The 21,687-nt window shown below is 59.6% G+C and carries 14 protein-coding genes and 1 pseudogene; 12 read left to right on the plus strand and 3 right to left on the minus strand.

Going from position 1 to position 21,687, the window contains the following annotated elements; genetic code table 11:
- Positions 1-21 precede the first annotated feature (21 nt).
- The 12 genes and pseudogenes from ONB25_08950 to ONB25_09005 all read left to right on the plus strand — a co-directional run bounded on the left by ONB25_08950 (position 22) and on the right by ONB25_09005 (position 14,985).
- Positions 22-3,336, plus strand: a complete 3,315-nt coding sequence (locus ONB25_08950; protein MDZ7393006.1) for a PQQ-binding-like beta-propeller repeat protein — start codon at positions 22-24, stop codon at positions 3,334-3,336.
- A gap of 48 nt (positions 3,337-3,384) precedes the next feature.
- Positions 3,385-5,514 (plus strand): S9 family peptidase, encoded by a 2,130-nt coding sequence (locus ONB25_08955; protein MDZ7393007.1) that lies wholly within the window; start codon positions 3,385-3,387, stop codon positions 5,512-5,514.
- Positions 5,515-5,809: 295 nt separating this feature from the next.
- Positions 5,810-6,013: pseudogene (locus ONB25_08960) on the plus strand (FMN-binding protein).
- Between the two features lie 57 nt (positions 6,014-6,070).
- Positions 6,071-6,646 carry a flavin reductase family protein gene (locus tag ONB25_08965; protein MDZ7393008.1) on the plus strand — a complete coding sequence of 192 codons (576 nt, stop codon included), beginning with the start codon at positions 6,071-6,073 and terminating at the stop codon, positions 6,644-6,646.
- A 24-nt stretch (positions 6,647-6,670) separates the two neighbouring features.
- Positions 6,671-7,411 carry a DUF169 domain-containing protein gene (locus ONB25_08970; protein ID MDZ7393009.1) on the plus strand — a complete coding sequence of 247 codons (741 nt, stop codon included), beginning with the start codon at positions 6,671-6,673 and terminating at the stop codon, positions 7,409-7,411.
- 76 nt (positions 7,412-7,487) lie between these two features.
- Complete coding sequence (locus ONB25_08975; protein MDZ7393010.1) at positions 7,488-8,030, plus strand: class I SAM-dependent methyltransferase; 543 nt, start codon at positions 7,488-7,490, stop codon at positions 8,028-8,030.
- Between the two features lie 151 nt (positions 8,031-8,181).
- Positions 8,182-10,416: a GH92 family glycosyl hydrolase gene (locus ONB25_08980; GenBank protein MDZ7393011.1), complete on the plus strand. Its 2,235-nt coding sequence runs from the start codon at positions 8,182-8,184 to the stop codon at positions 10,414-10,416.
- Between the two features lie 132 nt (positions 10,417-10,548).
- A complete protein-coding gene (locus ONB25_08985) occupies positions 10,549-11,241 on the plus strand; it encodes a hypothetical protein (GenBank protein ID MDZ7393012.1) in 693 nt (230 codons plus the stop codon).
- A gap of 41 nt (positions 11,242-11,282) precedes the next feature.
- Positions 11,283-12,371, plus strand: coding sequence for a DUF917 family protein (locus ONB25_08990; GenBank protein MDZ7393013.1), 1,089 nt, complete (start codon positions 11,283-11,285; stop codon positions 12,369-12,371).
- Positions 12,372-12,379: 8 nt separating this feature from the next.
- Complete coding sequence (locus tag ONB25_08995; protein ID MDZ7393014.1) at positions 12,380-13,087, plus strand: AroM family protein; 708 nt, start codon at positions 12,380-12,382, stop codon at positions 13,085-13,087.
- Between the two features lie 13 nt (positions 13,088-13,100).
- Positions 13,101-14,417 (plus strand): nucleoside transporter, encoded by a 1,317-nt coding sequence (locus ONB25_09000; GenBank protein ID MDZ7393015.1) that lies wholly within the window; start codon positions 13,101-13,103, stop codon positions 14,415-14,417.
- A gap of 331 nt (positions 14,418-14,748) precedes the next feature.
- Complete coding sequence (locus ONB25_09005) at positions 14,749-14,985, plus strand: hypothetical protein (GenBank protein ID MDZ7393016.1); 237 nt, start codon at positions 14,749-14,751, stop codon at positions 14,983-14,985.
- Positions 14,986-15,167: 182 nt separating this feature from the next.
- Here the strand turns inward: ONB25_09005 and ONB25_09010 are convergent, their stop codons facing one another.
- From ONB25_09010 to ONB25_09020, 3 genes are read right to left on the minus strand one after another with little or no spacing between them, the layout of a single operon-like run.
- Positions 15,168-16,181, minus strand: coding sequence for a PorV/PorQ family protein (locus ONB25_09010; protein MDZ7393017.1), 1,014 nt, complete (start codon positions 16,179-16,181; stop codon positions 15,168-15,170).
- 25 nt (positions 16,182-16,206) lie between these two features.
- A complete protein-coding gene (locus ONB25_09015) occupies positions 16,207-18,261 on the minus strand; it encodes a hypothetical protein (protein ID MDZ7393018.1) in 2,055 nt (684 codons plus the stop codon).
- Positions 18,262-18,300: 39 nt separating this feature from the next.
- Entirely contained in the window at positions 18,301-21,477 is a 3,177-nt protein-coding gene (locus ONB25_09020) for a carboxypeptidase-like regulatory domain-containing protein (protein ID MDZ7393019.1), read from the minus strand.
- Positions 21,478-21,687: the final 210 nt, after the last annotated feature.

A 21,687-nucleotide genomic window follows, 5' to 3' on the forward strand; every position in this document is an offset into this window, starting at 1 on the left:
AGGATTTGCGGGAGGAACGGAATGCGAACCAGTACCGCTGCTACTCTTTCGGTCTGCCTTGTAGCTATGCAGGCCTTGGCTCAGATCGAGATCATTCTCGATAACGAGGATCCAGGATTTGCAGTAACCGGGGAATGGCTGACCAAAACTACGGGTGACCCCTACGGCGGCAGCGCCCTGTACAAGCGCAAGGGAGACGGCTCGGCAAAGGCACGGTGGCGGACTTTGCTCACGTTCCCCGGGTACTACAGGGTCGAGGTGCACGTGGTAGACGGCAACTACGCCGAGGACACACGCCTCACTATCCGCACCGCGTCTGGTGACACCATCATGGTGGATAACCAAAACTACCGTCCAGGGTGGCACCTGCTGGGCACCTTCGACCTGCCGGAGACGACGTGGGTGGAGGTCAATGACTACTTTGAGGGGGCAGGTCGCTACGTGCTTGCGGATGCGGTTCGCCTCAACTCCACCGCAAACACGTACGCGATCAGTGGCGAGCTCCTCTTTGCCGAAGGCTCGTCGCGCGCTACGTCCTCCATCGCCCTGTTTCGCCACGGCATTCGCCAGCCCGTCATGCGGTCCACACAAGAGGGTACACATCATCGTTTTCTCTTTGAAAAACTCCCGGAAGGATGGTACAGCCTCGTCGCCGCCGCTTGGGGCTACGACACCTTGCGTGTGGACTCCCTGTTGCTCCAGGGAGGCGACCTCGCCAACCTCCTCTTTACACTACAGCCGACGCCTGGGCCTCGCTACTCTATCAGGGGCACGCTGTTCTTAGACGATGCCTCAGACACTGCGTGCTGTCGAGTGGTTGCCTATCCAGATGCTTTTCCACTTTCGGCCTGCTACGACTCTGTGCGACATGGCCAGGCCTTTGAGCTCAGCAATCTGCCCGAGGGGGTGTATCACCTACGTTTCCTTGCCCAAGGCTACACCCCCGATACCAGTAGCTTCGTGGGCGTGTACCTTTCTGGCGGCGACCTCCAGCTTGAGGCGGTGACCCTGGCGCGTGTATTCAGCTTTGCCTGGATCAGCGACAGCCATGTGGGCGCGGGAACCACGGAGGCGGGCTTGGTGGCGATCCTTAACGCCATCAACAAGCTGGCAGGCTCCTTAGACTTCCTGTTGCACACGGGCGATCTCACGGAGCGCGGCTCCGACAGCGAAATTCAGCAGTATTTGGACATGATGCGGTCCTGCCACCTGCCAGTCTGGAGCGTGCCTGGCAATCACGACACCAAATGGAGCGAATCTGGCCTTCACACCTTGCATCGGCATTTCGGCGCGATGCGCTTTTCATTTTCCCACCATGGCTTTCGCATCATTGGCATGAACACAGGCATCCCGCTTCGGGGCGGCGCTGGCTTCTTTGACCCTGCCGACATCGCATGGCTCAGACAGGAGCTGTCACGCCTCGACCCGCCTGATACGCCGATAATCTTTGCCTGTCACTTCCCGTGCGACTTTAGTTCCATGTACAACTACTGGCAGGTCCTGGATCTTCTAAAGGGTTTCCGCACGGCCATCATTTTGGTTGGACATGGACACAGCAATCGTGCCTATGACTTTGAGGGCATCCCGGGGGCGATGGGTCGCGACACCTACAGTTCTCCTCCTGGCTTCAACGTGGTCACGGTGAGCAAAAGGGAGATTGTGATCACCCCGTACACGGCGGAAGGCCAGGCAGGCGAACCATGGTTGCGAATCCCTTGTGCCGCCTCAGCCCAGACACAAGTGCAATTCGTGGATCTCGAAGAAGCTGAGGTAGTCTCCGGCACCAGAGCCGTGCACGTGCGCATCGAGGTGCCTGCAACTGGGGGGACTTGGCAGGTTACGCACAGTCGCATCGGCGGAGGCGCTGTAGGGGGTTCACTCTCCGGCGGTCCCCACGAATGGTCCTTCTCACTGCCCAGCGGGTCCTTGGAGAACGGTTACCACACCGTGCAAGTGGCCCTTACGACTTCAGATGGCCGAAGAGTCTCACGCACTCGCGGGTTCCTCGTGCAAAACGCCGGGCCACAGGCGGTTTGGCGCTATCAGGCCGGGGCGGAGGTGATCACGGCACCGGCCTGCGATGGGCAGCGGGTATACGTGGGCACGAGCGACGGGCGGATCATTGCATTGCGGCTTGATGACGGCACTCCTGCCTGGCCACCTCTCCAGACACCAGGCGCGGTCTTTGCCTCTCCTGCAGTGCGGGAAGGAGTTCTGTACTGCGGCGCCACCGATGGCACCTTTTATGCGCTCAATGCAGCCAACGGCCAAGTGCTCTGGACTTACCAGGCCACCGGTGCCGTGCTCACTCCACCGGTTGTGGTGGACACCACCGTCTACTTTGCTGGCAGTCAAACCATGTACGCCCTCGGTACCAAGGGGCACCGCCGACTGTGGGAGTATCGCGCCAGCGGGATGATCGAGTGCAAACCGGCAGTGGCCGGTGACCTGCTCCTGTTCGGGTGTTGGGACCGCCAGTTCCGTGCACTGAACCGCCACACGGGACAGTTGCGCTGGAGCTGGAATCGGACTTCCAGCTTCTACTATGCCCCTGCTGCCTCCTGGCCTGCAGCCACACCTGACCGCGTGTTTGTGTCCGATCCCGAAAGATACGTCAGCGCCATCAGCCTCGCTAACGGTGCCACCATCTGGTCCAGCAAGACGCCGGAAGCATGGGATTCGATCGGTCTGTCCGAAGACGGCACCAGCACGCTCTATGTGCGCTCGTTGGACGGATGCCTGTACGCCTTTCTGGCCGGCAGTCCTACCCAATTGCAACTCTGGGCGTCAAACGTGGGCTATGGCTGGGACACTACTCCATCCATGCCAGTGGAAAAGGGGGGCATTGTCTTCACCGGCAGCAAGCCGGGATTTGTGGTGGCAGTAGCCAGCTGGGGTGGTTTATGCTGGCGCTACTGGTTGTCTCATGCCTATGTTGCCACTGTCACCCCGCTCGATGGCGAACGGGTGTTGGCCGCTGCACTGGATGGCACGGTTGCCCTTATCCATGCCGTCGGCACGGAGGTACCTGAGGCGAGCCAGTCACCACCACCCCCTCAGCGCGACCTCGCCTTCAATCCCTACCCGAACCCCTGCAACAACTCCGTGGCAGTTTCCTATCAGCTGGCAAAGCCGCAGAAGGTTCGCCTCATCGTCGTCAACGCCGTCGGCGCCACCGTGTTCGCCACCACGAGCGAGCACGCCCAGGCCGGCACATACCGGCTTGTGTGGAATGGAACCGACAATGCGGGACAACAATTGCCCTCTGGGGTCTACTTTCTGGTTCTCCAAGCGGAGCGGTTTCAACAAGTGTTCAAAGTGGCGCTGTTGAAATAACAGCATCCAAGAAACGACCCAAAGGAGGAGGACACGGTGAACAAAGGCATGACAAGAAAGTGGGGGGCAGTTCTTGCCCTGGCTCTCGCAGCAACTATTGCGCTGACCTCTTGTGCGAAGAAAGCCCACCAGGCACTGGAGCCGCCACGAGCGGAGAAAATCCCCACTACGCTCATCAAACACGGCCACGCGCGGGTGGACAACTACTACTGGCTCAATCAACGCGACAACCCTAAAGTCATCGCCTACTTGGAGGCAGAAAACCGCTACTTGGAGGCCGCCCTCGCCCACACCAAGAAGCTCCAGGAAAAGCTCTACAAGGAGATCGTGGGGCGCATCAAGCAAACCGACATGTCGGTTCCTTACCTGGACAACGGCTATTACTACTACACGCGATTTGAAGAGGGAAAGGAATACCCCATCTACGCCCGAAAAAAAGGCCAACTGGATGCGCCCGAGGAAGTGATGCTGGACGTCAATGCCATGGCCGCCGGCCATGCGTTCTATTCCGTCACCGGGGTGACTGTCAGCCCTGACAACCGTTGGGTCGCCTTCGGCGTGGACACAGTGAGCAGGCGTAGGTACACCATCTATTTCAAAGATCTTGAAAGTGGGGAACTAGCTCCCGAATCGATCTCTAACACGACTGGGGAGGCAGTGTGGGCCAACGACAGCAGAACGGTCTTTTACGTGGTCAAGGACACGACCACTCTCCGCGCCGAGCGCGTGTTCCGGCACACGCTGAACGCCGACCCAACCCAGGACGTCGAGGTCTACCACGAAAAAGATTCCACCTACTCGGTTTACGCCCACAAGTCCAAGTCGAAAAAGTATGTCTTTATCGTCTCCACCAGCACTCTATCCTCGGAAGTCCGCTTCTTGGATGCCGATGAGCCCACCAGTGCGTTTACGGTGGTACAGCCTCGGGAAAGAAACCACGAATACTCGGTGGCGCACGTGGGGGACAAGTTCTACATCGTCACCAACGACCAGGCCAAAAACTTCCGTCTGATGGAGGCCGACGTGCGCAGGCCGGCCAAGAAGCACTGGCGAGAGGTCATCCCCCATCGCGACGATGTTTTGCTAGAGGACGTCGAAGTGTTCACCGATTACCTGGTGGTGAGCGAGCGCAAAAATGGTCTGCGCCAGCTGCGCATTATCAACCAGGCCGACAAGAGCGAACACTACCTCGATTTTGGGGAAGAGGCTTACTTTGCCACCCCTACCGACAACAGAGAGATGGACACTCACCTCCTCCGTTACGCTTACACATCGCTGACCACGCCTCTCACTATTTACGATTATGACATGGCGGGGCGCACCAAGACTTTGCTGAAGCGCCAGGAGGTGTTGGGTGGCTTCCGCCAGGAAGACTATCAGACCGAGCGGCTCTATGCTCCCGCAGAGGACGGCACGCTCATCCCGATCTCGCTTGTCTACCGGAAGGGCATGAAGAAGGATGGTTCCCATCCCCTTTTGCTCTATGGCTATGGCTCCTATGGGGCGAGCACGGAGGCGACCTTCAGCTCGCCGGTGCTGAGTCTGCTGGATCGCGGTTTTGTCTACGCCATTGCCCACATTCGTGGCGGCTCAGAAATGGGACGGCAGTGGTATGAGGACGGCAAGCTCTTGAAGAAGAAGAACACCTTCACTGACTTTATCAGTTGTGCCGAATACCTGATCGCACAAAAGTACACAAGCCCAGACCGGCTTTTCGCCCGCGGGGGCAGCGCTGGAGGTCTATTGATGGGTGCGGTGATCAACATGCGCCCTGACCTATTCAAGGGAGTCATCGCCAACGTGCCCTGGGTGGATGTGGTCACCACCATGTTGGATGAGTCCATCCCGCTCACCACAAGCGAATACGACGAGTGGGGCAACCCCAACGTCAAGGAGTACTACGACTACATGCTCTCCTACTCGCCCTACGACAATGTTGCGGCAAGAAGCTACCCTGCGCTATTTGTGACCACCGGACTTCACGATTCGCAGGTGCAGTACTTTGAACCAGCCAAATGGGTTGCGAAGCTGCGCGAGCTGAAGACCGACAACAATCTCATCCTACTGCACACCGACATGCACTCCGGCCACGGGGGCAGAACCGGCAGGTTCGAGCGCTTCAGAAGAACGGCGATGGAGTACGCCTTTCTGTTAGACCAGGCGGGAATCAGGAAATGAGTTCTGCGGTCGTCTTGGCAATCTGGCGAACTCGCAAGGTTTTGGCAGGTGTGCGCCACCTCAGCTCTTCCTCTCCAACGTGCGGTGCAAGCGATCCCGTGCATGGAGAAAGTGGAACGGCATGAACTTTAAGGAAGGAGGTTAAGAAATGCATGGGAAGATGAGCAGTACCCTTATTGGCGTGGCAATTCTGATACTCGGGATCGCTATCTTTTTTCTCCACTTTCGCGATGCGGACGGCCAGTCCACGCCGGCTGCCGCCCAACGCGCGGATGGCGTCTATCGTGCCAAGGCGATGGGCTACAACGACTCCCTGACGGTGGAGGTCAAGATTGCTCGGGGCAGGATCGCTTCTGTTACCGTGGTGCAGCACTTTGAGAGTGCTGGCGATTCCGCGATCAAGTACGTCCCGCGGCGGATTGTGGAGCGACAGGGAACCGAAGGAGTGGATGTGGTGACCGGTGCCACAATCACCTCGCAGGCCATCATCAGAGCGGCGCGGTTGGCGCTGGCCAGGGCGAGCAAGGCAGCCCCTCAGCCAGCCCCTTCTGGTGATCTGACGAAAAAGTCACTGGGCGCACGGCCTGCATTGACCCCTCTACCGGTGTGGGTGGTTGGCTCCTACGACAGCCTCGGCAAGCCCAACATGATGACCGCAGCCTGGGTCGGCATCTGTGGCTACCGCCCTCCGTCGCTGATGGTGGTCATGCGCAAAGCCGCCTATACGCATGGCAACATCACCCGCCGGAAGGCATTCACGGTGAACATCCCCAGCGAGGACTTTGCCGCAGAGACGGCCTATTTTGGGAGCGTCTCTGGGCGCGATGTGGATAAGCTGGCGGTGACCGGCCTCACACCGGTGCGCAGCGAGCTTGTCGATGCCCCCTACCTGAAAGAATTCCCTTTAGTGGCAGAATGCCGGCTGGTGCACGCTTATGAAATGGACCTGCACACCATGTTCATCGGCGAGATCGTGGATGTGAAAGTCGACCCCAGCTGCCTTGATGCAGATGGTAGGGTTGACGTGTCCCTCATGCGACCGGTGGTGTTCAATACAGGAAAAGGCACTTTCCATGCTCTTGGCCGCAGCCTGGGCACCACTGGTGAGCTGAGAGGCAAGTACACCCCCTGAACGTACTGAAGGAGAGCGACCACATTGCGCCAAAGGAACCAGCCACTTATGATGCCCGACCCCTCTCGCCTTCAGGATGCGGCAAGGCTCCGTACGCCGCTGATCGGCGTGTACGAGGCACCTGATCCGGCACTTTTCGCCCCTTGCGTGCGGCCAACGCCTGGCACCAGGACATGTATTTTCGCTTTCTACGAAAACTGGAAGCAAGGCCAGTTCCTCCACCTCACCGCAGAGCAATACGGCTGTGGCGGCGCAGGGCGCTGGCTCTTCGGCTTGGCCACGCGGCCACGTGCAGAGTTCGTGGACTTTCTCGTGCGCGAGGAGGGGCTGAGGGCCACTGCGGAGCTGATGGAGCAATGGCTCGATGCCTCGCGGCCATTTCAGCCGGAGTACGGCAACCTTTTCATCGGGCCTCTGCGGGCCGAGGCCTACCAGTGCCTGAAGACGGTGAGTTTTGTGGTCAACCCCGATCAGCTCAGCTTGCTCATCATCGGCGCGAACTACCATGCAGCGCCCGAGGACCCGCCGCCAGTGATCGCACCATTTGGCTCGGGATGTGGCCAGCTCCTTGCACTCTTCCCTGATCTGTCACGCCCTCAGGCGATCATCGGTGCTACCGACATCGCCATGCGTCAGCACCTGCCGCCCGAGGCACTCTTTTTCACTGTGACAAAGCCGATGTTCGAGAGGCTGTGCGCTCTGGACGAGCGTAGTTTCCTTTTCAAGCCATTTTGGCAGCGCCTGCTCAAGGCACGTGGCTGTTGAGAAGCTGAGAAGCGCGCCCCCCTGTGCGTGGACCGAGCAAGAGAGAAGTGAACGCCATATGACGGTAGAGACCTCGATGCACGAACGACGCTATGCTGGCGAAGTAGAACGACTTCGCAACCCAGAACGCCTCGCCCTGTTAGAAGTGGAGAAGGTTGTGGATTTGACTCTGCGCGGCATTTCGGCGCAAAGCGTGTTAGACATTGGTGTTGGGACGGCTGTGTTTGCCGAGGCCTTTGCCCGCCACGGCCTGCGCGCCTATGGCATCGACGTGCGGCTGGAGATGCTGCAAGCGGCGCGGGCCCTTTTCCCCTTGGGCCGCTACCAGCTCGCCGTGGCCGAGGCCCTTCCACATCGCACCGGCGCAGTGGATATTGCCTTCCTTGGGCTCTTGTTACACGAGAGTGACGAACCGGTACTCACCTTTGCGGAGGCATGGCGAGTCGCCAAGAAGCGCGTTGCTATCCTGGAGTGGCCGTTCGTGGAGGAAGAGCACGGTCCTCCGCTTGAACATCGCCTGCGCATTGACCAGGTCCAGCAGATTGCCCAGGTAGCCGGGGCACGTGGCGTGTGGACCTATCCCCTGGCGCACACGGTGCTCCACATCGCAGACCATTGACAGCATATCCTCACCTACTGCATTGGAAAGCATGCAGCTGAGGAGCGACAATCACAAAACCATCACATTCCTGGTGTTGACCTTCCCTCTCCTCTGCCCTCCTTTCGTCGCGGCACAGGAGGCAGGACCTCAGAAACAGGAGCTGACGCCCATGTTCAATCGCACTGTGTTTCCCACGGGTCGAGTGGCGCTTGTAAACCCGCTGCAAGGGACCGCCTCGGAATATGCCTTCTCCCACGGTAATACCCTGCCATTGGTCGCCCGGCCTTTCGGCATGACCAACTGGACTCCGCAGACTGGCGATGGGCCTTGGTTTTTTCACCCGGACGCACGCCAGTTGCAGGGAATACGCGCCACACACCAGCCCAGTCCCTGGATCGGCGACTATGGGCAATTTATGCTGATGCCCCAAACGGGCCGCCTCCTGCCAGACGCCAGCCGCAGAACCTCCGTATTCCGTCCGGACCAGACCGTGTACTACCCGCACTACTTCGGCACCTTTCTGGGCCGCTATCGAGTGACCGTGGAGCTGACCGCCACCGAGCGCTGCGCCTACTTCCGCTTTGTTTTTCCGCCAAATGAACCCTGTCGACTCATCGTGCACCCCTTTGCGGGGGATTCTCACCTGGAATTCGACTGGGAAGCGAGGGTAGTTCGCGGTTCTACCCGCGCCAACAATGGTGGTGTGCCGGACGATTTTGCTGCCTACTTCGTGGTACAGGTAGACTGTCCAGTGCAGGCAGAGCACTCTGGTTTTTTCGCTGATGAACGGACCTTTTCCGGACAGCGAGCAGCCGAAGGCAGAGGGATCGGTGCCTACCTTGCCCTTGTGCCCCCCAGAGACGGGGTGGTCCACGTCCGCGTGGGAACATCGTTCATCGACTGGGCTCAGGCCGAGGAGAACATCGCCCAGGAAATAGGACAGGCGCAGTTCTATGAGATGGTGGCAGAAGGAGAAGCAGCCTGGGAAGATGTCCTACGCGTCGTGGACATCTTTGGCGGGAGCGATGCCCAGCTCCGCACCTTCTATTCCTGCCTTTATCGCAGCGTTCTCTTCCCTCACGCTTGGCACGAGCGCCTTTCGTCCGGGGAAGTGGTGCACCGCAGCCCATACGACGGCAAGGTACACCCCGGCGTGCTCTACACGGACCAAGGGCCGTGGGACGTCTACCGCACCCAGTACCCGCTGCTGGCGTTACTTTTCCCTGCCCGGCTGGCAGAGATCCTCCAAGGATGGGTGAATGCCTACAAGGAAGGCGGCTGGTTCCCCAAGTGGGCCAGTCCAGGCTACCGCTCCTGCATGATCGGCACCCACATCGACGCCATCATGGCCGATGCTTACGTCAAAGGCATTCGTGGTTTCGACCTAGAGGCTGCCTACGAAGGCATGCGCAGAAATGCCTTTGAGCCCGGTTCACAAGACGGCGCCGTTGGCAGAAAGGGACTGGAGTATTACATGCGGCTGGGCTATGTGCCGGCGGACAAAGTTGAGGAGAGTGTTTCGCGCACCCTTGACTTTGCCTACAACGACTTTTGCATCGCTCAGGTGGCAAAAGGCCTCGGGCGGAAGGAAGATCATGAACTGCTCATCGCCAGAGCGCAGAACTACAGGAACGTGTTTGATCCTAGTGTGGGCTTCATGCGCGGACGGAATGCCGACGGCTCCTGGGTGGAACCGTTCAGGGAATTCGCCTGGGGTGGGCCGTACGTGGAGGGAGGCGTGTGGCAATGTGGGTGGGCTGTCCAACACGACCCCGCCGGCCTTATCGCGCTCATGGGGGGCAGAGAACAGTTCCTCGCGAAGCTAGAGACCTTACTCTCCACTCCACCTTACTTTGAGGTGGGCACATACAATCGGGAGATCCACGAGATGACCGAAATGGCCGCAGTAGACTTTGGCCAATATGCGCACTCCAACCAGCCCAGCCACCATGTGCTCTACCTCTTCGCCGCCGCCGGCGCTCCCTGGAAAACGGAGTACTGGGTGCGGAGGGTGCTGCAAGAGCTCTACGGCCCTGACTCCAGAGGCTTCTGCGGGGATGAAGACAATGGAGAAATGTCCGCCTGGTACATTTTTAGTGCGCTGGGCTTCTACCCCTTCTGCCCCGGACACCCATCCTACGTCTTGGGAAGTCCTCTGTTCAAACGCGCTGTTCTGCACCTGGCAAATGACAAAGAGTTCATCATCTCGGCACCGAACAATGCCCACGACCGGCCATTTGTCAAACGAGTGCTGCTCAACGGGAAGCCTTACACGAAGAGCTACCTTCTGCACGAGACTATCGCGCAGGGAGGGGCGCTGGAGTTCACCATGAGCCGACGCGAGAACCCCACGAGGGCTGACGCACTGGAGCCGCCCTTCTCGATGTCAGCCCACTTGCAGTGAAGCAGAAAGGGGGAGGGGGAGATTTGGCGCAGATGAGGTTGTCGCGTTGCGCGTGACGGCCAACTGACTTCAGAGTGTATTCAACCACTGAGGTGCTTCGCAAACAACTGCCCGCATAACCCGAGGAGAGCAATGCGCACCGACAAGCTGAAGAGGATATGGACTTGGCCATGGCAAGAGGAAGCCACTCCGCGCGAGGTGTTTCGCTGGGTCAAAGTTCTCTTCTGGGGCAATATGATCGCGATTCCGGCCTCGGCGCTGCTCTACGGGGAACGTTTTGACGCGGTGAGTTATCCGCTGAGCTGGTTGGGCAATCCTGCCACTGTAAACGGCCTGCCCAACCAGCGCGGCATGCTGGTCTTCGACGCCAATCTGCTGCTTTCGGCCGTGGTCTGTGTGCGGCTGGGGAAGCTTATGTGGCGCTCCGGCAAGCAGCTGATTCCGAGGGCTATGGCCGCACTTTTCTTCGCGGCGGCACTCGGGCTGGTGGTGGCCCTTGTGCCGTGTGCTACTCACGATCCGATCCACCGCCTCGGCGCTGGTTTGATGACCACATCTCTCTGGCTCCTGGGCTTTGCATTGCTCTGGCAGACGTATCGCTATGCGCACGGAATCTGGTTCTACCTCCTGGTAGTGATGAATCATCTCCTTCTCTACATCTACGCCGTGCTCTTTTTTGCCAATCAACCCTCTCAGACTCTGGCGCAAAAGGGCGCATTTTTCGGCCTGCTGTGCAACCTCTACATCCCCGCGCGAGCTGCCCTTGCGCACGCGGGCCAGGAGGAGGCCGAGCCCGAACTGACTGTCGAGGTGGGTCAACGTTAGGCCAGACCGTCGAACCCCTGGGGAGGTACGTCCCACCCACCATGATGAAGGTGACGACCGAAATAGCACGGCACGCGGTGTTGGGCGGCGCGCTCTTAGGCGGGGGCGGCGGTGGCTCCATCGAGATGGGTATGGCACTGGCGCGTCAAGCCCTGGCGCAGGGGCCTTTGCACCTCTGGCACATCGATGAGCTGCCCCCACATGCTACAGTCATCACGGTGTCGCTGGTGGGCGCTCCTGCCGCCGCCCGACAGCACGTGACGGCCGACCATTTCGTCCGCGCCGTCATGCTCCTTCGCGACAAAGTTGACCTTCGGATCGACGCCATGGTGACCTCAGAAAACGGCGGTTTTGCCACCGTCAACGGCTGGTACCAGTCGGCCGTCTTAGGGTTGCCGGTGGTAGACGCGCCGTGCAATGGTCGCGCTCACCCTTTGGGGCTGATGGGCTCCATGGGACTCCACCTCCGTCCCGGCTACCAGGCCCATGCTGCCGTGGTGGGCGGAGATACCTCGGCTGGGCGGTTCGTGGAGCAGGTCTACTCGGGTTCCCTCCAAGAAGTATCACAGCTGGTGCGAAGGGCAGCGATCGAAGCAGGTGGCATGGTGGCCGTGGCCCGCAATCCCGTGGAGGCCAGTTGGGTACGCACCCACGCGGCCGTGGGTGGCATCTCACAGGCCATCGCATTGGGAGCAATACTTCGCGAAAACATCCAAGCACCCGCGCGACTCCAGGCTTTAGCGGAGAGGACGGGTGCGCAGGTCCTCGCTACTGGGAAGGTGGAAGCCCTGCGTCGCCACACCGGAGACGGCTTCGATACTGGCAGCGTTGTGATGAGCGCCGGCACGGACCTCTATGAGCTCAGTTTCTTCAATGAATACATCGCGGTTGAACGCGCCGGCCAGCGCTTGGCCACCTTCCCCGACCTGATCGCAACATTGGAGCAGGATACCCTGTGCCCCCTCACGACGGCAGCGATAGAGCCGGGACGCGACATTGTGCTTGTCGTGATCCCGTGGACGCACCTGTGCCTGGGAGCGGGAATGAAAGATCCGAAGCTCTACGCCGAAGTATCAAAGGCAGTAGGGATGGAGGTCCCCCTGCCGGCAGGTCTTGTGGGCGAAAGGTGACCATGACCATGCGCGTGGGTGCAGTCACCATCGGGCAATCCCCCCGTCCCGATATCCTGGAGGAGCTTCTCCGCTCCGGGCTGAAGGGAGTAGAATTCGTCGAGGCCGGAGCACTCGATGGCCTTTCCCCACGCCAGATCCAGGCGCTTGCTCCGCAGGCGAACGAAGTGGGCCTGGTCACGCGGCTCCGCGACGGGACCGGCATTGCGGTGAGCGCAGAACGCGTCGAACCCCTGGTGGCTGCCTGCCTGCGCCGCATGGAGAGCTTCGACGTAAAGGCCGTCGTGCTCCTTTGCACGGCCAGTTTCCCTTCCCTAACGAGCACGCTCCTGCTGTTCCGCCCTTACCAGCTCCTCCGCGCCGTAGCCGAAGCCGTGCTTACCCAAGGGAACTTAGCCGTTGTGGTGCCACACGCGTCGCAGCTGGCCACCGTGCCCGGGCGCTGGCACATGCCTGAAAAGCAGGTCTTATCGGCAGTGCTTGCGCCTTACGAAGAAGATGCCTCGCGGCTGGCTGAGCTAGCAGTTTGCCTCGGGAACCGCGAGGTCGGGCTGGTCATTCTGGACTGCCTCGGCTACCGGCGACAGGTGTGCACCCAGTTGGCCCGACTGTGCGGCGTGCCCGTACTCTCGCCACGCATGATACTGGCCTCGGTGCTGCAAGCGTTCTTGGGCACGTTTTCTGCCCAGTATGGTCAAAGTCCGGGGACGATGTGACAGGAGAAGTGCAATGACGGTCTACAATCTCATAAGCTTTGGCGGCATTTTCGTGCTCATGGGATTGGCTTGGCTCTGCTCCACGGAGCGGCGTCGCGTCAATTGGCGGGTGGTCATCTGGGGGACGGCGCTGCAGCTGTTGTTCGCCCTCTTCATCTTTCGCGTGCCGGTAGGGACAAAGCTCTTTCTCTTGGTCAATGACCTTGTGGTCAAGGTGCTGGATTGCGCCACTGCCGGCACCAAGTTCCTGTTTGGACGCCTGGCGCTGCCTCCAGGCACCGCGGACGCCTCCGGTGAGACGTCTTTGGGCTTTTTCCTCGCCTTCCAGGCGCTCCCTACGATCGTCTTTTTCGCCGCGCTGATGGGGGCCCTGTATTACCTGGGAATTATGCCATGGCTGGTGCGCGCTTTCGCCTCCGTCTTTACCCGCCTGATGCGCCTCAGCGGGGCGGAGTCATTGTGCGCGGCGAGCAATATCTTCGTCGGCATCGAGTCGGCGCTCACCATTCGCCCCCACCTCGAGAACATGACGCGCTCCGAGCTCTGTACCATCCTCACTGCGGGCATGGCTACCATCGCCTCCAGTGTAATGGCACTGTACGTGTTTGTGTTGCAGGGTCAATTCCCCACTATTGCCGGGCACCTAGTTTCGGCCTCCATCATCTCGGCGCCAGCCGCTGTCGTGATGGCGAAACTGATGGTCCCCGAAACCGGGCAACCGCTCACTCTGGGTATGGCAATCCGCCCATCCTACGAACGCGAGCACAACTTGATCGAGGCTATTATCAATGGGGCCAACAGTGGCGTGCGTTTGGTGGTGGGGATTGCCGCGCTGCTGCTGGCGTTCCTCGGCCTTGTAGCGCTGGTGGACCTCCTTTTGGGTGCGCTGGGACATTGGCTGACAAGGCTTGTCGGCCTGCGCCTTGACCTTTCGCTCCGGGCAATCTTGAGCTTGGTTTTCTATCCCTTGACGCTGGTCATAGGCGTCCCTCCGTCCGACGCCTGGGCGGTGGCTCGGCTCATCGGGGAACGAACGGTGGCCACCGAGGTGCAGTCCTACCAGGACCTGGCGGCGATGCTGGCCGTGGGTTCCCTGCAGGAGCCACGCTCGGCGGTGATCGCCGCCTATGCCCTTTGCGGCTTCGCGCACATTGCTTCGCTGGCGATCTTCGTTGGGGGCATTGCCGCCCTTGCGCCACGCCGTACTGCAGAACTGTCGTCCTTAGGGTTTCGCGCCCTATGGGCTGCCACGCTGGCCTGCCTGATGACCGGGGCAGTGGCTGGAACGTTCTTGGGAAAAACCACAATCTTGGCCGGCGCTTTGCGATGACTGCGAGCGGTACCAGGCGCTGGACATGCTGCGCGGCTGACCAGGTAACTCCCGCCTGAGTGCGCAAAACGCGGAATCAATTCATCTGATGCCGGGCTATGCCGGGATCAAAGAGCCTGCTGCTGTCCCACGAGCGTACCCCTAGAACCCTCACCTACCCTTTTTTGTCAATGGGTGCCCAATAGTTGCGCGGGTAAGCGCGGTGCAGTTCACGGCTACCACAAAAAGATATCGCGTTTTTCACCCGTGTTTGTCAACGTCTTAGGCGAACAGGTCCGACGGCATGAGGGCCCATGTGCAATGGGTGGCCGCAACGGGGAGGACGCGCACCGTGCAACACGAAATTGATCATGAGACACAAGAACGCACCAAGCACTACATGTTTGGTTTTGCCTACATAAGGTCCGTAGCGTGGGAAGGCTGTGCCGTGGAGCAGGATATCAATCGGAGTATACTCAATGTCAAGCCGCATGGCAGCTGCAGTTGTTCCTATCACGTGTACCTTGGCGACCACCACGTCTGCACCTGCCCCACGCGTCCGGAGATCTACCCGCGCCATGGCGCGTAATTGGGACCCCCGAACTAGGACGTGGCCTCAACATCCCATCTGCGACGGCCTGTTGGAGAGGGGTCCCGCCTTGTGACAGCTTGTGGCCAGAGCCGGTCGCAGTGCCTCCAGGATGCCAGTCCCCAAAAACAAAAGCTCCCGGCCGACCGACCGGGAGCCATGGTCCTGCACGCGGAAAGCATCTACAGCGCTAGCCGCACCGAAAACCGATGCACCTCATTGAACAGCCCAAAGGGGGTGTACGCATAATCCAGGCCAAAGCGGATGCCGGATAGGCGTTGCTGGAGACCAAAACCGGCGCTGAAGCCATGTTCATCATTGGGGAACGCGTAGCCGGCGCGCAGGGCCAGGGTGTTCATGAGCACGTATTCGGCACCAAAACCCACTTGCTCCGGATAGTCACGCGGGTGTGAGGCGTCCACAGAGACCAAAAGCGCGTCCTCACCCAGGCGAAGGCTGGGGAAGAGATCCAGCAGGTCCATTGCCAGCCCAATCTTGAAAGTGAGTGGCAGCTGGAATCCCTCAACCTCGTAGCGCACCTCCTGGGCGAAGTTGCGCACGCTCATGCCAAAGTTCAGGCTGCGGAAGCCGGTGCGGTAAAGGATGCCAAAGTCATATGCCAGCACGCCCTCCTCATAATCCCTTTGCCGATAGCCTCCCTGCGCGTCGAAGCCGATGATGCTACTCCCCAGGTTTTGCGTCACATACTTGACCACCCCCCCGACGGAGAACTTCATCGACAGCGCCCGCGCGTAGCCGATGCCCACCGCCATAGCGCTCGGGCTGAAGGTGCCGGTGTCTTTGTAGCCCTTCTCGCTCACGTCGCGGATGGTCCCCTTGAAATCGCCATAATCGACGGACAGGACCGAAAGACCCACGACACCGTACTTACCCCGCGCCGGGCCAAACGCGGCGCTGCCGTAAAAGTACTTGATGTCCGCGATCCAGTTCACCTGTCCAAAGCTGAGGTCGGTCGTTGTCGCAAGACTGGCCAGACCTGATGGGTTGAAAAACATGGAAGCGGCGGAGCCCTCCAATGCGGTCGCTGCCTCGCCCATGGCACTGGTGCGGGCATCAGTTGTCACGCTGAGGAACTTCATGCCGGTTTGCGCTAACTTTTGCAGTTTCTGGGTCTGGCCGACGGCGCTTGCGCACCACCATGCCAGCAAAATGAGAGCAATTATCGATCGTTTCATGGCGACACCCTTCTCTTGCACCCGTTCACCGGATGACCACCAGCTTCTCCACCGCACTCTTGCCAGTCTTGTGGTCGGTGACCACCACCAGATAGACACCGCTCACAATGACCTGGTTTGAGGAGGTGGTGCAGTTCCAGTACGCATCCCCCGTGCCGTCAGTGTGCTCGATGGTCTTGATGAGCTCGCCGCTCTCGGTAAAGATGCGAATGGTGCACTCCCCAGGAATGTTGAAAAAGGCAATCTTATCGCCCTCGCCAGGAAAGAGCAAGTTGTTCGGATCCGCAGAGATGTTATACGGATTCGGCACGATGCGAATGTCACTCAGCTTTTCGCCAGCGGGACGCTTGAGATTGGTCGGGTCGTAGGCCTGGGTGTAGTAGCGGTTGCTCTTCAGCGTGTGCGCTGGGATGTTCAGAGCCGGGTCCCCTGGCATCTCCGGCCCCACCGCAACCACGTAGTAGTAATACGAGGGCCCGCGCTCCAGTTGCGTGTCCTTAAAGGACCGCTCATCCGGTCCGGCACGGTAGATGAGCGTGTAGGTGCTGTCGTAGCGTCCTTTGGCGCGGTAGATTTCAAACCCCTGAGGCCGAGGGCCTTCGTCGTAGACTTTCCACTCAATATTGATGCGGTCACCACCGCCGTTGATGTATACCTCACTGGGCGGGAATTGCGGCTCGGCAAGCGTATAGCCCGAGTTATGGTTTGCTATGGCCCGCCGGAAGGTCTGGAACAACGAGTCTCGCCCGGTGAGCACCCACTGGTTCTTGGTCCGCGCGTCGATGATCCCCTTCTTGTACTGCTTGCCGATTTCGATGCACATCTCCCTACTCAGCCCTGCCGCGGCTTCCGCCCAGACGATGTGGATGCTTTCGCCCGGACGCAGCGTGTATGGCCCGTAGCCGTTGCAGGCCGAAAATCCGCCCGGGGTACCCAATGCGGGGTCGCCAGTCGGAGAGGCAAAATCGCCACTGGGTTCCACCTTGTCGCAGTGGCGCGGCGACATATGCCCTTTGGACATCCACCCGTACTCCGACTCCATGCGCGCAATGTTGAACGCGTCGTTCTGCGAGGTATTGGGGGCGTCGGAGGACTCGTAGGTGGTCGTGGAAGGCTGCATGGGGTCATCACTTGGATCGGTGGGCGAATGGTCCGCATGCAGCGTCACCACGCCGATGAATTGCGCCGCACCCAGTCTCCCTACAGTGTCTGCTGCACCAATGTACCCAGCCGAGCCCTGCGGGCTCCATATCGGCGCCCCGATGTTGTCGTACAATGTAAACGGCGGGTACTTCCCATGCCACCCGAATTGACAACGAAAGTTCTCGTTCGGCGGGTCAACCTTGACGCCATCCCCGCGGGCGTCCAGCATCAGATTGATGCCCCACCCAGTGGCGTTGCCGATGAGGTAGCGGGTCTCACGACACACCGCCCACCTGAACTGGAAGAAGAAGTAAACATCCTCCAGTGTCTGGTTCGGCAGTTCGATTTCCGGATCATCATCAACATTGCCGGTGTTGGTGAAGGTATAGTCACAAACGATGTAGTTGTCGTGGTACGGGTTGGAAAACTGGAAGATCTTCCGCGTCATGGTAATGCCAAGCTGGCAGTTGGTGACGTTGATGATCATCCGGTCAGCTTTCATGCTGGGGTCGACGCGATTGTTGTCGACGGGCTTCTCGTAGGAGAGCGCGCCATCGACAAAGACCACGGGCGGCTCAAAGCGGCTCACCATCTCCATTTTGATCGGGAAAAACTCTCCACCCCCTGAGACTCGTGGGCCCACATGCACTACCTTGTAGGGGAAGAACATGCCGTTCTGGTCGGTAAAGTTCTTGCACCCAATCCACAGCGCCTTGGCCGCCTGCATGTCCTGGTACTGGTAGATGGCCGGCCACTGCATGCCGTACTGCTGCACTTTCATGAACCCATGCTCAATTTCCGAGCCGATGCTGGAGTACCAGTTGTGCAGCGAACCAACAGCCATCCAGCGGATGTCGTATTGGGCAAAAAGGACTGCCGGCAACACAAGGCCACACAGCGCCGCCGCCCAGAATGTTCTCTTGCTCCAGGCTCTCATCGCTTTGCCCTCAATGTAGAGTTCAGACCGAGAAAACCGTCAATAATTCACCCACAGCCGAATCCCCCAGTACACGTCGCGCGGATGCAGGAATGTGAAGTACTGTTGGTTCGGCATGTCGATGTGGGCCTTTTCGTCCAACAGTTTGCGGATCTTGGGCTCAGGAACCATCACCCACTGGCCGCCGATGCACTCGAAGAAGTTGTCCCTGCTCTTGTCGTAGTAAATAACCTTCGGATTTAGCCTGCTCACGTCCTTCATGTCCGCCACAAACTCCATGGGCTGGAATTTGACGCCGTCCTTGCGGAAGTCACCCGGCCGGTCGTTGCCTGGAATATTCCCGTAGGCAAGGCGGTTCCCAATTCCCGCCGGCAGGTGGAGCGACTTCATGTACGCCTCATAGTCCTTCCCGTCCACAAAGCCATAGTTCGTCATGTACTTGATGTTGAACACGTTGTACACATCCACAAAGAGCTCAAGGTTGGCAAAGCCAAGACGGAAGTTCTTGGTCAGGCGGAGGTCCACGTTGTAGTAATCGCGCCACTGCACGTTATACTGGATGCCGGGTATAGTGCCACCACCGGTCCAAGTGAAGTGGTAGCCTGAACGCCACACGGCCAGCACATTCAGGCGCCAGTCGCCAAGCACAGACAGACCTAGCACCTTGGGGCCGAACTCCGGAGGTGTGAAAAAGTCAACATTGGCACGCGAATAAGGCCGCGGTACCGGTTTCTCTTGGTAGTGCGAACGGGTCTCGCGCTCGTAGCGCCGCTGCTCGGCAGGGTTCTCGTAGTACGTGCCGAAGCCGAAATTGCCGGCGGTGGTGACCTCGTAGGTGTAGTTGACGAAGCCCTGCACCCACGGTCCTCGGTTCTTTCGCAACGTCAACTCAAAGCCGCGCGTGTCCTGGTAGTTGTAGGGCTTGGTCACGCTATAGTTGACCTTGTTATCGCGACTGACGTACGTCACCAGCCGTGACTGGAGGGAGGCGTCCTTGTAGTAGCCTGCCAGGCGCAGCAAGAATTGGTTAAAAAGATTATGCTCGTACCCCAACTCGTATGCCACCGTTCTGGGCAGCGGATTGTTGGGGTCCGCCACCCTGGTCACGGCATTGTTGTCGGTGTACCTCCGCAACAAGAAGAGGTTCTCGGGCAACGGCAGCTGTCGGAAGTGGCCATAGTTGAAGTAGAGCTTGCTGTTGACCGTGATGGGAAAGGCCACGCCAAGCCGGGGACTGAGCTCGAAAATGCGTTTGGTGGGTTCTTTGGCCAGTAATGTATCGATGCCCAGAGAGCGCTCCGCAGAGAAGGCGCGCGTGAAGGGATCGTAGACATACCACTCGCCGCCGGCGTGCGAGTAATCGAGGCGTAGGCCCACGTTGGCGATCATACCTTCAAACTCCAGGTTGTCCTGGACGTATACTGCTCCGCGCACAGGGTAGGTGTGCCATTTGGATTTGGAGCGGCCGCTAGGCAGGAACTTGTCCACCGAGGCATAGTTCACGTTGTTGTCCGTGTACACAAGCTCCACACCCGTCTTGATGTTGTTGCTGCGGTTGACCTGGCTGGTGAAATCTGCGCGCAGAGACCAGACGGTGACCTTGCTGCTGTCCCGCGAGTTGCTCATGCCCACACCCATGCGTAGGCCCACGATGCCCGTGCTGGGTGCGGGTTGATAGCCAAAGGGAGCCTCGTCCACCCAGTAATTGTTGCCGAACAGGTAAACACGCGAAGTATCACGCGCCCGCCCTGGATTGGTGTCGTAACTGGTGTGGTAGCGCTGCAACGTTACCTCATAGAAGGTGGCCGGACTCAGCACATGGGTCAACTTGGCGCCGATGCTGTTGCGCCGATACGTGGACGGACACCAGTACGCATCCCCGAACATGCGGCCGTCGATGTACTTTGGCCCGTTGCTCAGGGCGTCAGCGATCCCCTCCGGACTACGGAAGATGCCCGCCAGCCCCGAGTTGTTGTCGTTAGTGCCAAACTCTTCGCCCAGCATCCCTTCCACCATAAGCTTGAGCCCGGGGCGCAAGTCGGAAGTGAGCTTGAGCTGGCCGTGGTAGTCGCGATAAAAGTCGGTCGACAGCGGCACGACGTACATCTCCCTCGTGCGCCGGTAAGAGGCGAAAAAGCGGAGGCCGCCGAGGTACTCACTCACCACCGGCACCGGCCCGCCAAAGCTCATGTCTACATCATAGTCGTGCTGCCTAACTTCCAGTATGCGCCGGTGTTCCCACAAGAAGACCTGCTGCGCTGCGGCGGGGCTCAAGTCGTCATTGGGGTCATCGTTCGCCAAGGTCTTGGCCGAGACCGCATTCCACCCCTCGAACTCCACGAACTGCTTCTGCATGTACTCGTCCCAGGCCCCATTCTTGGTGCCGGTCCAGCACACGGCGTCGTCCACGTAAGGTCGGATCCAGTAGGAGTCGCGGGAGTAAGGTGCATGCCCAAAATGCTTGGGCGCCGGGGGGCGATAGCGCCCGATGAAGCCCAAAGTGTACTTGTCGCGCCGTCCCTCCTTGGTGACCACGTTGATGAGCCCGGAACGGATGTTGCCGAACTCGGCGCTGAAGCCGCCGGTCTGGATTTTGATCTCGTCAACGGAAGTATAACTGATGCCGGTGTAAGGTTGAAAGGTTCGCTCATCGCGGAGGGAAAAGCCGTTGACCACGAAATTGGTCTGCTCGCTCCCGCCACCACGGATGGTCAGCCCTATCACACCCGCCTCGAGGCCCACCACCTCCGCGACGCGCACCATGGGCAGGGCTTCGATTTCCTTAAAGTTCAGGGTCGCCACGCTGGCAGAGACGTCCTTCTGCACCACCGGCCGCTCCGCCACCACCGTCACCTCCTGGCCCATCAGCGTCTGGGGTTCCAGCGCAAAGTCCACGGTGGTGGTCTGGTCAATGCTCACGCGTACCTGCGTGGCGGACACCCGCGCATACCCAATCATGGACGCCCGCACAGTGTAGATGCCAGGCGGCACGTTGAGGATCACGTAGTAACCTTGCAGGTTGGTGGCCGCCCCCATGGCAGTCCCCTCAATGATCACGTTCACCCCTGGGAGCGGTGCCTTCGTTTCCTTGTCCGTGACCGTCCCCACGATCTTGCCGGTGGTTCCAGCGAGAGAAATGGAGGCCACAGACACCACAAGGAGCATCACAAGCACGTCGGTCAGTTTCATGACGCAACTTCCCTCCGCCGTAGCCATGATTCCTCCTCCTGAGTCAAGGGATCCTTTTCCCTTGGTCAGGCGACGCGACAACATCGCCAGCTCCAACGCGAACACCCTCTACGCTCGGTCTCCTCAGCGAATATAACCCATTTTGGGAAAAAGTCAAGTAAAAAGTAATCCTTCGTCGCTCAACCTACTCACGGGACATGGCCAGCCACCTTCGCCGAACCCGCCCGGGTCATTACG

The organism is candidate division KSB1 bacterium (assembly GCA_034506335.1).
Taxonomy (GTDB): domain Bacteria; phylum Zhuqueibacterota; class Zhuqueibacteria; order JANLFK01; family Oleimicrobiaceae; genus Oleimicrobium.